This is a genomic window from Tumebacillus amylolyticus (assembly GCF_016722965.1).
Classification (GTDB): Bacteria; Bacillota; Bacilli; order Tumebacillales; family Tumebacillaceae; genus Tumebacillus; species Tumebacillus amylolyticus.
Genome location: NZ_JAEQNB010000002.1, coordinates 394,111 through 406,643, shown reverse-complemented (window position 1 = coordinate 406,643; position 12,533 = coordinate 394,111). Strand labels below are relative to the sequence as shown.

Sequence of the window (12,533 nt, the reverse complement as noted above, 5' to 3'; positions counted from 1 at the left end):
CAGATTCAAGGAGGAGGTCCGGGCATTGAAGGAACGAAATCAGGCTGTCACTCACGAGGTGGCTGTCGAAGTGTCAAAGTTGGTCACGTTGGTGCAGGAGAGTCAAGAGAACCAACAGGCGTTTCTCACCGAAGCGTACCGTCTGCTGCAAGCGCAAGCCCAAGAGGTGGAAGACCTGCGCGGCCGCGTGCTCTCGACGGAAGCAATCCTCGCCAAGTTGGATGAGATCGGAAAGTTTATCGTCAACCTCTCGAAGTACATCACCATCAACGTCTCGAAAGTGGAGGAACAACCGACCGGCGACGGGATGGCGCCCGGCACGCCGGAGTTGCAACAGGGATCGCACACGATGCCCACGCCAGAACCGCAAGTGGTTCCCGCGTCGGAGGGAGTTCCGGGCGTCGACATCCCGATTTCGGAAGGCATGCCTGCCGAGGACATCCCGATCTCCGAAAACGTGGGCGAAGAAGCGGTGCCGGTCGTCAAGCCGATCGCCCATGCGCCGAAAGCGCGTGTTCGCTTCTTGCACGCCTCTCCGGATGCAGGGCACGTAGACATCTACATCAACGGGAAAAAATACGCAACCGACGTCGCGTTCCACGGAATTACCCCGTACCTGCCGATTGACGCGGGTCGTCATCGCATTCAAGCCTTCCCGGCAGGCAAAGCGGCCGGTGCGCTCATCGACACCACGGCGCAGTTGCATCCCGACGGTCACTATACGGTCGCCGTCTCCGGCTTCCTGCGCAACTTGCGCTCGGTGGTGATCGATGACCATCAAAGAGGCGGCAAACCCGGTTTCGCCCGCGTCAAAGTCGTTCATCTCTCGCCGAATGCGCCGGCGGTGGACGTGACGTTGCCGCATGGCAAAGTGTTGATCGGGCACTTGATCTTCAAACAAAAGTCGCCCTACTTCCAAGTCAGCCCCGGCACTCGTCAGCTTGAACTGCGCGCGGCCGGCAAGCATGAAACGCTCTTGCGCATCCCGCCGATCAAGGTCGACCCGAACGTCACCTATACTCTCTACATCCTCGGAACCACGAACCATCTCACCCCGCTGTTTATCCCGGAGGCATGAAAAAAAGACTACGGCACCCTCGCGTGCCGTAGTCTTTTTTATGGGAGATCGTAGGCAATAATAGGGAGGAAGAAAAGGAGGGCAACTCGACAATGATCACACAGCAATTCGGACGAACAGGTTGGGAAGTTCCGCTGTTGAGTTTCGGTGCGCAACGCATCGTGGACGAGCACAACTGCACGGAGGAGCAAGGCATTCAGATCGTGCGGGCGGCGATTGAGCGGGGCATTACGTATTTTGATACGGCACCGAGTTATTCGGACGGTCAATCGGAGTATCGGTTGGGATTGGCGTTGACGGAGGGTCGTCGTGAGAACGTGCGAATTGCGACCAAGACCCATGATCGGACGCGAGACGGTTCGCTGAAACTGCTGGAGGGAAGTTTGAAGCGGCTTCAGACCGACCATGTAGACGAGTGGCGATTACACAACGTCGTGACGCTGGAGGAATTGGACGCCATCTTCGCCAAGGGCGGTGCGATCCAAGCGTTGCAAGAGATGCAGGAGCAGGGCGTGGTGAAAAAGCTCTCGATCAGCGGTCATACGAACCCGCAGGTTTTGGTGGAAGCGTTGCGGCGGTTTGACTTTGACTCTTCGTTGGTGGCGTTGTCGGCGCTCGATCATCACATCTACTCGTTTGCTCATGAGTTCCTGCCGTTGGCGCGGGAGAAGGGCGTGGCGGTGATCGGGATGAAAGTCATGGCGCTTGGCAAACTCGCTCCGTGGTATGAAAAAGCGCTGCGCTACACGCTCTCGCTCCCGATCTCCACGACCATCGTCGGCATGGAAACGATGGAGCAACTGGAGCAGAACCTCTCCGTCGCCGAGAACTTCACGCCGATGGAAGAGTGGGAGCGTCTCGAATTTTGGAAGGAAATCCTGCACCTCGCAGTTCCCGAGACGCTCCCGTGGAAGGCCGAGACGTGGGGAGCCGATCAGTGGTACAAACGCAACGCGTAGAAAAAAAGGCCCTCACGGTTCGAAACCGGAGGGCCCTTTTTCTTAGTGTCGACCGCAGCCGCCTGCGGAACCGCAGCTGCCGCAACCACCACCGGATGAGCTCTCACCCGGGTCTTCGCTTTTCTCCACCGGAACGTCGGAGGAGAGGGTGTTGACGATGGTTTGGAGCACGCCTTGGACGATGTCGTTGACTTCATCCTGAGCTTCCTTGTATTCGTCGATCAGCGGAATCTGGGCGATGCGGTTGAGGACGTCATCGTATTCCGCCTTGGCCTTCTCCGTCGCCGGGTGTTCGTATCCGTGGCGGAGCGAGGTCTGGGAGTAGGCGTTGCGTTTCGCCCGCACGACGAACATGAGAGCTTGCGCGTCGGCGTGGCGGTTGATTTTATTTTCAGCCTGACGGAAGCGTTGCATCTCTTCCGATTGGGCGAGCAGTCCGGCAAGTTGTTGTGCTTTGTCGAGAATGGTCATGCGTTGGTCTACAGTCTGCATAGGTCAACCTCCTTCTTCACTTTCTATTGTACCTGAAAATCGGGTACAGTAGAGGGGAGTTGTGAAAAGTTTGGAGGGAAAATATTTGGCGCGATTGGAAAGTGAACTGCGGACGTACGCGGCGGAGTTGGCCGAGTATGTTCCGGGTGACTATAGGGCAGAGGACTACTATGATTTTTTGGTGAAGCAGTATCAGGCGACCGTCCGCCATCACGGCGAGGAAGTCGTGGAGCAGATGAGCGACGAGACGGTGTTGAAAGTGTTGAAATCGCAGGTGCGGGAACTGATTCAGCTCAAGCGAATTGGGAAGTTGATGGCAAAACGGGAACGGATCTAGATTTTTGATGTCGCCTGTGGTATTATGAAACCAATGAGCCGACATATTTATATGCGGAGTCTTCGCTTGCAGTAGGGTTGTGGAGCCCTAAGCGAAGACAGGACGAAAGCGGGTGGATCGTTTCGACGATCGCCCGCTTTTTATTTTGTCTAGATTCGTTTGGCCTGCCACGTGCGGGACGTGGCGACGAGCAGGCGGTAGACGCTGTACACGCCGATGTAGCCGGATGTGGCGAGGAACAGCGGGTCCATGAAGATTTCGTGAACATGCGTGGTGAATTCGGTGTTCTCCTGCTTGATCTCCAGCACCGCAAGCCCCGCTGCGATGTTGGCGAGCAAGACGGACAGCGCCGCGATCAGGTCGAAAACAGCCGCCACCGAGCGGTGTCGCAGCACAAACATGAGTATCGGCACCAAAATGACCCCCACGATCAAAACTAACTGCACGCGCACCGCCCCCTTATCACTGCATGGTAGAGGTAGGTTTTGCAAGGGGGTGGGGAGATATGTATAGTGGGAGGAGAAGGAGTGGAGAACGACATGCAACCCTTTCACATCACCCTCTACACCAAGGATGGCTGTACGCTTTGCGTGAAGGTGAAGGCGATCTTGGATCGGCTGGGCCTTTTTTATCCGATGGTGGTGGAGGAGTTTGACATTACGACAGATGAGGCTGTGAATGCAAAGTATTGGGACAAGATCCCGGTCTTGCACATCGACGGCGAAGAAGCGTTCGTTTCGAAGATCGCGGAGCATTGGCTGCGGCGGTATTTGGAGGAGCGCAAGGCTCTCAAATAAGCAGGGACGTACATGATCGCCTCGCACGCATGGTACACTGTGTGCGAGGTGATTTTTTTTATGGAAGTGCGGATCGGGTTCGTTTCCATCGCGCTGGCGATCTTCAACAATACGCCGAGCTCGACGTTTACCTATAAACTGTTTCAGCAACGCCCGTTCGAGGAAGCGATGGCCCGCGCCATTGAGGTGGGTCGCAAAAACTTGCGCGCCACGCAACGCGTCCTCTATTTCAACGCCGCTCACGGGATCAAACTGCACCGGCTCTCGTCGTCGGTCATTCCCTTGGCGACTCATCCCGATGTGGGAATCGATGTGAAAGCGACGTACCCGGAGGAGTTACGAGCCATCGGCGACTTTGCCAAGCAACACGACATCCGGCTCACCATGCACCCCAACCAATTCACTCTGCTCAACGGCTCGGAAAAAGTGGTCTCCGCCGCTCTGAAAGACCTCCAATACCACACCGACCTCCTCGACGGAATGGGGCTCGATCACCAGCACAAAGTCAACATCCACATCGGCGGGGTCTACGGAGACAAGGAAAAAGCGACCCAGACCCTCTACGACAATTTCCCGCTCGTGCCGGACAGCGTGCGGCGGAGACTTACGTTTGAGAACGATGACAAGACCTACACCCTGCTTGAAACGCTTCAAGTCTGTGAAAAAGTCGGGCAACCGATGATGTTCGACATTCACCACGACTGGTGCAACCCAAGCGAGCAGACGCCCCTCGAACTCCTGCCGCGCATCGCCGCTACGTGGGGGGACACCCCGATGAAGATGCACGTCTCTTCCCCCAAAGACGAGAGCGACTTCCGGGCCCACAGCGACTTCATCGACCCGGAGCGGTTGTTGGTGTTCCTCAAAGCTTGCAAACAGCACGGTCTCCCGCGCATCGACGTCATGGTCGAAGCCAAGCAGAAAGACTTCGCCTGCCTCAAACTCGCGGAAGACCTCGGAAAAGTCCGGGGCATCAAGCGAATCGAAGGGGCCGTGCTCACGATGTAGGAAAAAGAATTCCTGGCCGTCACGGGACGGTGCAGGAATTTTTTTCTTCAATTGGGTTGGGATTGGTGTTACATTGTGAGTAGAAGTTTGGGAGGAATGGAGGGTTTACTTTGAAATCCAGAAAAAAATGGATGGTAGCGGGGGCGGCACTGGTGTTGCTTCTGAGCGGTTTCGTCAGTCCGAAAGCGACGTTCGCAGCCAAGGTGACGGCGGAGAGCACGTTTACAGACTTTGCGTTTAATGGAAACTGGGGATTTCTCGGTGACGGGTACACCGTAATTTCGTATCAGGACCACATGTACGTGCCGGCGCGGTTCGTTGCCGAGCAGATGGGGGCGGATGTGTCGTGGGACGAAGCGACGCAGACGGTGCGTTTCCAATCGGGCAAGGGCTCGACGATCTCGCCGCCCGCCACGTACCAGCCGGCCAAAGGCGCGATCACAGTGGATACGAGGGGCGTCCGTTTCGTTTTTGACGGGCAGGAAAAAAAGCTCGACGAGGGTTATGTCGCGATCTCGTACCAAGACCACGTCTACGTCCCGGCGCGATTCGTCGCCGAGAACTTGGGCGCGTTGGTGCAGTGGAGTGAAAGCGATAGGCTCGTCAACATCGTTTCGTTGCCGGAGTCGAACGGGCTTGCGTGGTTGCAGGCATTTGCCGCCAAGCATCCGGGGGAATTGATCGGTGCGGTGAAGTCGGGGATCAAGTTTTCCTCGACGGGGGATGCCTACACCGCCGTTGTGACGCGCAAGGAAGGGCATGTGCCTGACGGAGTGTATTTCGTCAAATCGGACGGTTCGGAGACGAAACTTCAATCCAAGTTTGAAACGGGTGCCACGATTCAGACGGTTGCTCAAGGGGAGCAGACGTTGACGTTGATCTCGGGCGGAGCGGGGATGCATGGCATGTGGTTGTCCGCGTATTCGCTTGGTGACGGTGGGAAGCCGGTGGAGGTCGAGAATTTCTTTGGCGATATTCGGGCGGATGTGTTCACGCTCGATGGCAAGCTGAAGGTCGTGGTTTCCAGCCGAGATTACGATGCAACGGGCTCGTCCAAGGAGGAGCTGTACGAATACAATCCGGCAAGCCATGCGTTCGACAAACTCGCGGCGTACACGAATGAGTACACCAAGGGGGCGTATCAGAATCCGGACGCCGGTGCGTACGACACGCTCTGGCAGATGCGGGGCTACTACGCAGGTGACGAAGGCGGCGGGATTCCGAACGAGTGGAACAGCCATGCTGCGCAGACCATGAACGCAGCCATCCCGAAACTGAGTTGGCTGAAAGAACCTGTCAATCGCAGCGACCTGCGCGTGTTGACGACCGTGCAAGATTCCACAGCCGATAAAAAAACCTACCGCTACACTCAAGGAGATCACTCCGTCGGCATTACGCTCGTACAGGTGCAAGGCAAAGGCTGGGTCGTGGACACGATCGACCCGGAGATGTAAGAGAGTAAGAGAGGGTAGGGAAAAAGCGCTCCCGTGACGTGGGCGCTTTTTTTCCCTTTACAAACACTTTGTCCGAGGACTACAATGGGGGAGTACTTAATTGAATACGAGCAGTTGCTAGGGGTGCCGTACAAATGGCTGAGAGGCGAGATCCGCGCCAACCCTCTGAACTCGATCCTGGGTAATACCGGCGTGAGGAAGTGACGGAGACTGCGATGGCATGTGCGAGGCAACAGGGCATGTGTTTGTCGTCTGATGTCTACCAACAACGAATCTTCTGCCGGGAACCGGGAGAGGATTTTTTTATGCAACGAACTCGTGTCAGACTATCTAAGGGGGAAGTAAGACATGAAGACTAGTCGTGTCGTGAACTTCAGAGAAGTCATGATCACCGTCATTCTTTCGATGATTTGCGGGGTCGCGTACTTTGGTTGGGGCTTTTTGTACAACGTGATGGAGGCAGGGCTTCCGGGTTCGTCTGAAATTATCTACGGCCTGTGGTTCGTCGCGTCGATCCTCACCGCGTACATCGTGCAAAAACCGGGCATCGCGATGCTGTCCGAAGTGGCAGCCGCTTTTGTGGAAATGATTTTTGGCGGTCAATGGGGCCTGAGCACCCTCGTGTTCGGCTTGATCCAAGGCGCAGCAGCTGAACTTATTTTCGCGGGTTTCCGCTATCGTACTTTCAACATGGGCACCGTGATTCTCGCAGGCATGGCTTCGGCGGCGGCGAGTGTGCCGATTGACTACTACCAAGGCTACATCGGGGACCTCACCACGGGCATGCTGGTCCTCAAAATCGCTCTGCGTCTGCTCTCCGGCGCCCTGTTTGCCGGCGTGCTCGGCAAAATCGTCGGCGACCTGCTGGCGAAAACGGGCGTTTTGAACTCCTACCAACTGATCCGCAGCAAGACGGACCGTAAACCGTCCTTCTAATGAATACGACGACGACCAAGACACCCTTTCTCGCAAGTGAAGGGGTGTCTGTGCAATTTTTTGACCGTGATACGCCCGTGTTGCGGGAGATGAACGTCACCATTGAAAAAAATCAAGCGGTGCTCCTCCTCGGCCCTTCCGGCTCCGGCAAGAGCACGTTGTTGCAAGTCCTCTCCGGCATCATCCCGCGCTCGATTGAAGCGTGGTTCAAAGGCACCGTCACCCGCCCGGATCGTGTGGGCGTGATGTTTCAAGACCCGGATGCGCAGTTTTGCATGCTGACGGTGGAAGATGAGATCGCGTTTTCGCTGGAGAATCGTCTGGTGCCGCGTCAGGACATGCGCGGGATCATCGAAAACGTGATGCGCGACGTCCGTCTCGACATCCCGCTCCAAACTCCGATTCGCGAGCTTTCGGGCGGGCTGAAGCAACGGTTGGCGCTGGCATGCCTGCTGGCGTTGGAACCTGACGTGCTGTTCGTCGACGAGCCGACCGCGCAACTCGACCCGCTGAACACGCAACTGGTTATCGAAGACCTCCGCCGACTCAAGGGGCAGAAAACGATCGTGCTCATCGAGCACAAGTTGGACGGGGTCATCGAGTGGGTCGACCGCGTGCTGCTCTTCAATGCTGAGGGGCAGATTGTCGCGGACGGAACTCCGCAGGAAGTCTTGCGGGAACACGCTGAGATGATTCGCGAGTACGGCATCTGGCAGCCGAAGCTCTGGCCCGTCACATGGGAGGAACTTCTGGCCACCGTGCCGCATCCGCTGGCCGAACGTCTGGAAACCCAACTGACTTCGGGAAAAAGAGAACCGGTCCGCACCGACGGTGCTCCGATTCTGGACGTCCGTGACGCAGGGCTTCGCTACAAAAACGGCCATGTCGTGTGGCAAGGTCTCAACGTCACCATCCACCCCGGCGAATGGGTTGCGATCCTCGGACCGAACGGGGCGGGGAAAAGTACGTTCCTGAAAACGGTCGGCGGGTTGATGGACCCGACGCAGGGGCAGGTGCTCTTGAAAGGCAAGAATCTCAGCAAGTATCGCGCACCGGAGTTGTACGATGCGGTGGGGTTCGTGTTTCAGAATCCGGAGCATCAGTTTATTGCAGACACGGTGTACGAGGAGGTCGCATTCGGCGGCAAGGTCGCGGGATGGCCGCAGGAGCAGATCGAGCGGGAGACGACGCAGTTGCTGACAGACTTCCGACTGCTCGACCTGCGGGACAAGAACCCGTTCACGCTCTCACAAGGGCAGAAACGCAGACTGAGTGTCGCCGGGATGCTGCTCAAACGCCAAGAGGTGTTGCTCCTCGACGAGCCGACCTTCGGGCAAGACGCGGCGACGACGGCGGAGCTGCTCCAACGCATGCAAGAGCGAAACATTGCCGGTACCACGATCCTCATGGCAACGCACGACGTGGAACTCGTCGCGGAATATGCGTCTCGTGTGCTGGTCATCGGCGATGGAACTCTGCTCTTCGACGGCACCCCGCACGACCTGTTCCAACAACCGGACCTCTTGCAAAAAGCGTCGCTCACCGCACCGCTCGCGTATGAATACCAACTGCGTCGGTTTGAGCAAGCAGGCGAGTTGCAACGAAAGACTAACGAGGCCGTCATAATCACAGCCGATCCTGAGGAGAAAGTCTCGAAGGCTAACGTGGTTCAGGAAGCGAACAACGCCACTGAGGACTCTGATTTTTCGAACGCCTCTCGCCAGAAGGAGGGAACCCTCCGTGTCTAGCCATGATCATACTGCCGGGCAAGTCCTCCCAGCGGCGGCTTCGAGTCTCGTCGCCCGCGTGAATCCGTCGGTGAAGCTCTTGCTTCACTTGCTCTGCATGTTGGTTTTCATCTTCGTCCACGAGCCCAAGGTGGCGTTCGTGCTGATGCTCATCCCGATGGTGATCACGCTCACGGCCGCTCGCATCCCTCTCTGGACGTTTCTCAAACGGATGGCTCCGTTCCTCATTCTCTTCGTCTCCACCACGTGGGTCCTCGCCGCATACGGCCAAGGCGAAACGGTCTGGTGGCACGGCGGTTGGATCACGATCACGGAGGAAGGGCTGGTCAAAGGCCTCAACATCGGCCTGCGCATGCTCGGGTTCGTCTCTTATGGAGCGCTGTTCGCCATGACCACAGACGTCACGCTGCTCTCCCTGAGTCTCATGCAACAACTCAAACTGCCGCCCAAAATCGGCTATGCACTCCTCGCCGGGTTCCGTTTCCTCCCGATGTTCCGCGAAGAGTATGAGCAGATCAAAGCGGCGCATCGCGTTCGAGGAGTCGCCCGCGTACCGGGCTTGCGAGGCAAATTCCAAGCGTTCGCCCGCTACACGATCCCCCTCCTCGCCCAAGGCATCCGCAAAGCCGAACGAGTCGCCGTCGCCCTCGAAGCCCGCGGTTTCGACGGCACGCACAATCGGACGTTCTACCGCGAGTTGAAGGTGGGGATGACAGACTTCGCGTATTTCATCCTGCTGCTCGCCCTGCACGTCCTCGTCTTCTACTACCTCATGCGATAAAAAAAGAAGCCGTCTCCCGCAAGGGGTGACGGCTTCTCTTTTTTCCAAACAGGCGAAATTACTTCGCAGCTGCGTAACGCTTCGCAACTTCATCCCAGTTGATGACGTTGAAGAATGCGTTCATGTAGTCCGGGCGCTTGTTTTGGTACTTGAGGTAGTACGCGTGCTCCCAAACGTCCATGCCGAGGATCGGGGTCTTGCCTTCCATCAGCGGGGAATCTTGGTTCGGGGTGGAGGTGACAGCGAGTTTGCCGCCGTCAACGACGAGCCACGCCCAGCCGGAACCGAAGCGGGTTGCGCCTGCTTTGGTGAACTCGGCTTTGAAGTTGTCGAAGGAACCGAAGGTCGCGTTGATCGCGTCAGCCAGTTCGCCGGAGAGAGCTTTGCCGCCCGGGGTCATGACTTCCCAGAACAGGGAGTGGTTCGCATGGCCGCCGCCGTTGTTGCGAACTGCGCCGCGGATGCCTTCCGGAATCGCGTCCATGTTTGCGATGAGAGCTTCGATGGATTTCTCAGCGAGCTCCGGGTGTGCTTCGAGAGCTGCGTTGAGGTTGGTTACGTAGGTTGCATGGTGGCGATCGTGGTGGATCTCCATGGTTTGAGCGTCGATGTGCGGCTCAAGAGCGTCAAATGCGTACGGAAGTGCCGGAAGTTGATGTGCCATTTCGTATTCCTCCTATGTAGGTGAAGAGTTTTTATACATAGATATATCATAACTTAGTTAGGAAGGGATGCCAAGATTTTTTTCCAAGTCCCCTGCACTAGGATACTCGTGGGACGGGTCCTTCATACATAGATTTCAAGCGTTCAAGCCATTAAATAAGTAGTGGATCTTCGTCTGGAAGATCTCTTCGATCGGCCACTGGCCTTCTGCCAGCACCCAGTCGTTGACGGCGTGGAGGTAGATGTTCTCGATCATGTTGCCGGCGATGATCGGGTCGATGGTGTCTTGCAAGATGCCTTTTTCCTGACCGGCTTCGAGGATGTCGGCGAACAGATTGCGAAGCGACAGGATGTCCCCGCCTTGGATGACGGCAGACGGCGTGCCAAGGGAAGACTTGACGAAAATCCGCACGAGCGGCAGGTTTTCCCGGTTGGTCGTCATGGCGATCTCGAAAATTTGCATGATCTTCTGTTCGCAGGTCCATTCGTCGAGGTCCCACTCGTTGCGGCGTTCGATGACTTCTTCGAGCGGCTCTTGACCCCAGTGGGCGAGGATGGCTTCCTTGGTCGGGAAGTGGAGGAACACCGTCCCTCGTGCGACATCGGCGTGTTCGGCGATCATGTCGATGGTGGTGGCGTCATAGCCGCGCTCTTGGAACAATTTCATCGCGGCGGTGAAAATTTTCGTGCGCGTCTCTTGTTTTTTGCGCTCTCGTCGTGTCGGCATGTTGCAACCCCCAGGTTCATTCGTTCTCACTATATTTTACTAAAAAAATCTGCTGGACACACCACCTGATGTACCCTTATCATAAATGTACTGAGTCTATAATGTACTAAGTCCATTAATGATATAGGTCGCATGATGTGTGACAAATATGAAAACACGGAAAACGGGGGTATTCACCCATGAAAAAGCGAGCCGTAGTGATTGGCGGGGGTCTGGCCGGCCTGAGTGTCGCGGCGCGTCTGGCGAAGAACGGATTGCAAGTCAAATTGCTGGAAAAAGCACCGAAGACCGGCGGTCGTGCGGTGACGATTCCGCTCAAAGGTTTCAACTTCAACTTCGGAGCGCACGCGATCTACACGCGCGACTCCTCCTACATTCGCAAACTGGAACGGGAACTGGGCATCACCGTCAACTGGCGCGACTTCGATCCGAAAAAAGCCCGCTACGATCTCGGCGAAGAACTGACCGAAATGCCGGCGACGCTGGAAGGCTTGTACAAAACCAAGATCCTCTCCGCGACGACGGCAAAGGCTGCGTTTGCGATTGAAGTGATGAAAACGGTCTGCCTTTTGGAACGCGGGGAAGAGGGTGTGACGATCGGCGAATGGATGAAGCGCACGAAGAAAACGCCCGAGATCCAACAATTGATGCTGTTGCTGGCGTCTTCGAATTTCTTCACCCAAGAGCCGGAGCGGATTCCGTCGACGGTGTTTTTCAAGTATTACCAACGCATGTTCAAAACCTCGAAGGCCGTGGCGTACATCGCGGGCGGCTGGGAGAGCCTCGTCGCGGAGTTGGAACGCGTCATCCGCGAGAACGGTTCGGAGATCATCACGAAGGCGAAAATCGACCGCGTGATTTTTGAAGGAAATCGGGTGGTTGCGGTTGAGACGTCGGAGGGCTTGATGGAAGGCGATGAGTTCGTGTTCGCCTGCCCGCCGAAGGAGTTGGGCAAGATCTTCCAAGACACGCCGCTGGCCGATGCCATCGCGCCGTACTTGTTGCAACGCCCGAACACGGTGCTCGTCTATGACATCGGGTTGAAAAATCGAGTCGAGACGCCGTACACGTACATCTATGACAAGGAACACAAAGTCTTCCTCACCGACATCTCGCATTACGATCCGGAGTGTGTTCCGGAGGGCGGGCAGTTGATTCAGGCGATTGCCTACCTGAAGTCGGAGGAAGTCGGGGACCGTGAGCACGCGCAAAAACGCAAGGGCGACATCGAAGCACTGTTTGACAAGCACTTGCCGGGCTGGCGTGACGAACTGGTCGCCAAGCGCTATACAGAGCGCGCGGCGGCGCAGGAGATCAAAGTCGAAGATGACCAGAAGCTGATGCCGGTGCAGTTCCATTCTTGCGCGAACGCCGTGTTTGCGGGGGACTGGGTACAGGGCGTCGGGCAGTTGTCGGAGCTCTCGTTCTCGTCCGGCTGGGAAGCGGGCAACCGGTTGATGCACCGAGTGACGCTGTATTAAGAGAAAGACAGAAAACACCCTCCGTTCGACTGGTAACGGAGGGTGTTTTTTCAACATGACTGGAACCTGACC

At 56.7% G+C, this 12,533-nt stretch carries 14 protein-coding genes and 1 riboswitch; of the genes, 10 read left to right on the top strand and 4 right to left on the bottom strand.

The annotated features are described in order from the left end of the window. The first annotated feature begins 25 nt into the window (after positions 1-25). The gene (locus tag JJB07_RS08945; RefSeq protein WP_201633847.1) at positions 26-1,078 is read left to right on the top strand and encodes a DUF4397 domain-containing protein; all 1,053 of its coding nucleotides are present in this window, start codon (positions 26-28) and stop codon (positions 1,076-1,078) included. 92 nt (positions 1,079-1,170) lie between these two features. Continuing rightward, on the top strand, positions 1,171-2,037 hold the full coding sequence (locus JJB07_RS08940) for an aldo/keto reductase (protein WP_201633844.1): 867 nt from the start codon (positions 1,171-1,173) through the stop codon (positions 2,035-2,037). Positions 2,038-2,079: 42 nt separating this feature from the next. Here JJB07_RS08940 and JJB07_RS08935 read toward each other — a convergent pair whose 3' ends face one another. Beyond that, complete coding sequence (locus JJB07_RS08935) at positions 2,080-2,529, bottom strand: YlbF/YmcA family competence regulator (RefSeq protein ID WP_201633841.1); 450 nt, start codon at positions 2,527-2,529, stop codon at positions 2,080-2,082. 85 nt (positions 2,530-2,614) lie between these two features. Here JJB07_RS08935 and JJB07_RS08930 point away from each other — a divergent pair, with 85 nt between their 5' ends. Beyond that, positions 2,615-2,866 carry a hypothetical protein gene (locus JJB07_RS08930; protein ID WP_201633839.1) on the top strand — a complete coding sequence of 84 codons (252 nt, stop codon included), beginning with the start codon at positions 2,615-2,617 and terminating at the stop codon, positions 2,864-2,866. A gap of 149 nt (positions 2,867-3,015) precedes the next feature. Here the strand turns inward: JJB07_RS08930 and JJB07_RS08925 are convergent, their stop codons facing one another. Further along, the gene (locus JJB07_RS08925; RefSeq protein ID WP_201633837.1) at positions 3,016-3,312 is read right to left on the bottom strand and encodes a transposase; all 297 of its coding nucleotides are present in this window, start codon (positions 3,310-3,312) and stop codon (positions 3,016-3,018) included. A 93-nt stretch (positions 3,313-3,405) separates the two neighbouring features. Between JJB07_RS08925 and JJB07_RS08920 the strand changes: the two genes are divergently transcribed. The 6 genes from JJB07_RS08920 (at position 3,406) to JJB07_RS08895 (ending at position 9,590) form a co-directional block, all read left to right on the top strand. Then, on the top strand, positions 3,406-3,663 hold the full coding sequence (locus JJB07_RS08920) for a glutaredoxin family protein (RefSeq protein WP_201633835.1): 258 nt from the start codon (positions 3,406-3,408) through the stop codon (positions 3,661-3,663). Between the two features lie 60 nt (positions 3,664-3,723). After that, complete coding sequence (gene uvsE / locus JJB07_RS08915; protein ID WP_201633833.1) at positions 3,724-4,671, top strand: UV DNA damage repair endonuclease UvsE; 948 nt, start codon at positions 3,724-3,726, stop codon at positions 4,669-4,671. A 110-nt stretch (positions 4,672-4,781) separates the two neighbouring features. Next, a complete protein-coding gene (locus JJB07_RS08910; RefSeq protein ID WP_201633831.1) occupies positions 4,782-6,125 on the top strand; it encodes a copper amine oxidase N-terminal domain-containing protein in 1,344 nt (447 codons plus the stop codon). Between the two features lie 109 nt (positions 6,126-6,234). Then, positions 6,235-6,341, top strand: a riboswitch (TPP riboswitch). Between the two features lie 132 nt (positions 6,342-6,473). After that, on the top strand, positions 6,474-7,061 hold the full coding sequence (locus JJB07_RS08905) for an ECF transporter S component (protein WP_201633829.1): 588 nt from the start codon (positions 6,474-6,476) through the stop codon (positions 7,059-7,061). Next, entirely contained in the window at positions 7,061-8,809 is a 1,749-nt protein-coding gene (locus JJB07_RS08900; protein WP_201633827.1) for an ABC transporter ATP-binding protein, read from the top strand. The genes JJB07_RS08905 and JJB07_RS08900 overlap by 1 nt, the downstream gene beginning before the upstream one ends. After that, positions 8,802-9,590, top strand: coding sequence for a CbiQ family ECF transporter T component (locus tag JJB07_RS08895; protein WP_201633824.1), 789 nt, complete (start codon positions 8,802-8,804; stop codon positions 9,588-9,590). The genes JJB07_RS08900 and JJB07_RS08895 overlap by 8 nt, the downstream gene beginning before the upstream one ends. Positions 9,591-9,648: 58 nt before the next feature. Here the strand turns inward: JJB07_RS08895 and JJB07_RS08890 are convergent, their stop codons facing one another. Next, positions 9,649-10,254, bottom strand: coding sequence for a superoxide dismutase (locus tag JJB07_RS08890; RefSeq protein WP_201633822.1), 606 nt, complete (start codon positions 10,252-10,254; stop codon positions 9,649-9,651). A 135-nt stretch (positions 10,255-10,389) separates the two neighbouring features. After that, the gene (locus JJB07_RS08885) at positions 10,390-10,980 is read right to left on the bottom strand and encodes a TetR/AcrR family transcriptional regulator (RefSeq protein ID WP_201633819.1); all 591 of its coding nucleotides are present in this window, start codon (positions 10,978-10,980) and stop codon (positions 10,390-10,392) included. Positions 10,981-11,159: 179 nt separating this feature from the next. On the opposite strand from JJB07_RS08885, the gene JJB07_RS08880 reads away from it, so the two are divergent. Next, entirely contained in the window at positions 11,160-12,461 is a 1,302-nt protein-coding gene (locus JJB07_RS08880; RefSeq protein ID WP_201633817.1) for a phytoene desaturase family protein, read from the top strand. The last annotated feature ends 72 nt before the right edge of the window (positions 12,462-12,533 follow it).